The 1,101-nt window shown below is 33.2% G+C and carries 1 protein-coding gene and 1 pseudogene; both read left to right on the top strand.

What is annotated here, in order from left to right; all coding sequences use genetic code 11:
* Positions 1 to 193, top strand: a pseudogene (locus ACNQGJ_RS16825) (IS3 family transposase); the annotation flags it as partial.
* A complete protein-coding gene (locus tag ACNQGJ_RS16820; protein WP_417975097.1) occupies positions 190 to 1,071 on the top strand; it encodes an IS3 family transposase in 882 nt (293 codons plus the stop codon). The pseudogene ACNQGJ_RS16825 and the gene ACNQGJ_RS16820, both read left to right, overlap by 4 nt.
* The last annotated feature ends 30 nt before the right edge of the window (positions 1,072 to 1,101 follow it).

Genomic DNA, 1,101 nt, shown 5'->3' with positions numbered 1-1,101 from the left:
AGCTCCACAATTGTATAAATGGAGAAAAGAGTACGAAGAGTTTGGACAAGGAAGTTTTCCAGGTAATGGCAATTTAAAGCAAACGCCAGAACAGGAGCTAATTTCTGAGCTTGAAAGAAAACTCAAAGATGCGGAACTAGAGCGTGATATATTAAAAAAAGCAATTGGCATCTTTTCCAAAAACGGTCGATGATTTATGCTTTCATCAGAAACAATGAAAAGATATTTCCGATTGAAAAGATGTGTAAAGTATTGCAAGTTGGTCAAAGAAGTTATTATCAATGGAAAAGTCGGTCTGTTTCAGATAGAAAACAAAGAGTTGAGCTTGTTAAAGAAAAAATAACATCCATTTATTTTAATTCAAAACAAAGATATGGAAGTCCAAGAATGACTGCCGAGTTGGCTTCTTTAGGCAATAAATTATCAAGGATTACAGTTGCTAAATATATGAATCAACTGGGTTTACGAAGTAAATTAAGCAAGAAATTCAAGGTTACCACAAATTCTAAGCATAAGTATTTAATTGTACCCAATGTTTTAAATAGGGAATTTTCGGTTACAGAACCTTCAAAAGTTTGGGTATCGGACATTACTTATATTCGAGTAAAAGAAGGGTTTTTATATTTAACAACCGTTTTAGACCTCTATGACAGAAAAATTATAGGTTGGAGTCTAAGTAACGGGATGAGTGTAGAGGAAACTTCTTTGGCGGCTTGGAGAATGGCTATTAAAAACCGAAGCATTGAAAAAGGATTGGTATTTCATTCTGACCGAGGCATTCAATACGCCAGCAAGAAGTTTACTAATGTGATTGATTCCTATAAAATGGTTACAAGGAGTATGAGTAGAAAAGGGAATTGTTGGGATAATGCAGTAGCTGAGAGCTTTTTTAAGACTTTGAAAACCGAACAAATTTATGGTAATAAACTTATATCAAAAGAGCAAATGGAACTCGATATATTTGAATTTATTGAAATCTGGTACAACAGAAAAAGAAGGCATTCCGCCTTAGATTACAAAACAATAGAAGAATTCTGGAAACAGAAAAATAATTTTAAAAATGTTGCTTAACTAATACTGCGGGTTTTATTTGCATATCCA

Origin of the sequence: Flavobacterium cryophilum (assembly GCF_048286555.1) — a bacterium.
Lineage (GTDB): Bacteria > Bacteroidota > Bacteroidia > Flavobacteriales > Flavobacteriaceae > Flavobacterium.
Note: the sequence above shows the minus strand (reverse complement) of the source record. Positions and strands in the feature narration are given on the sequence as shown.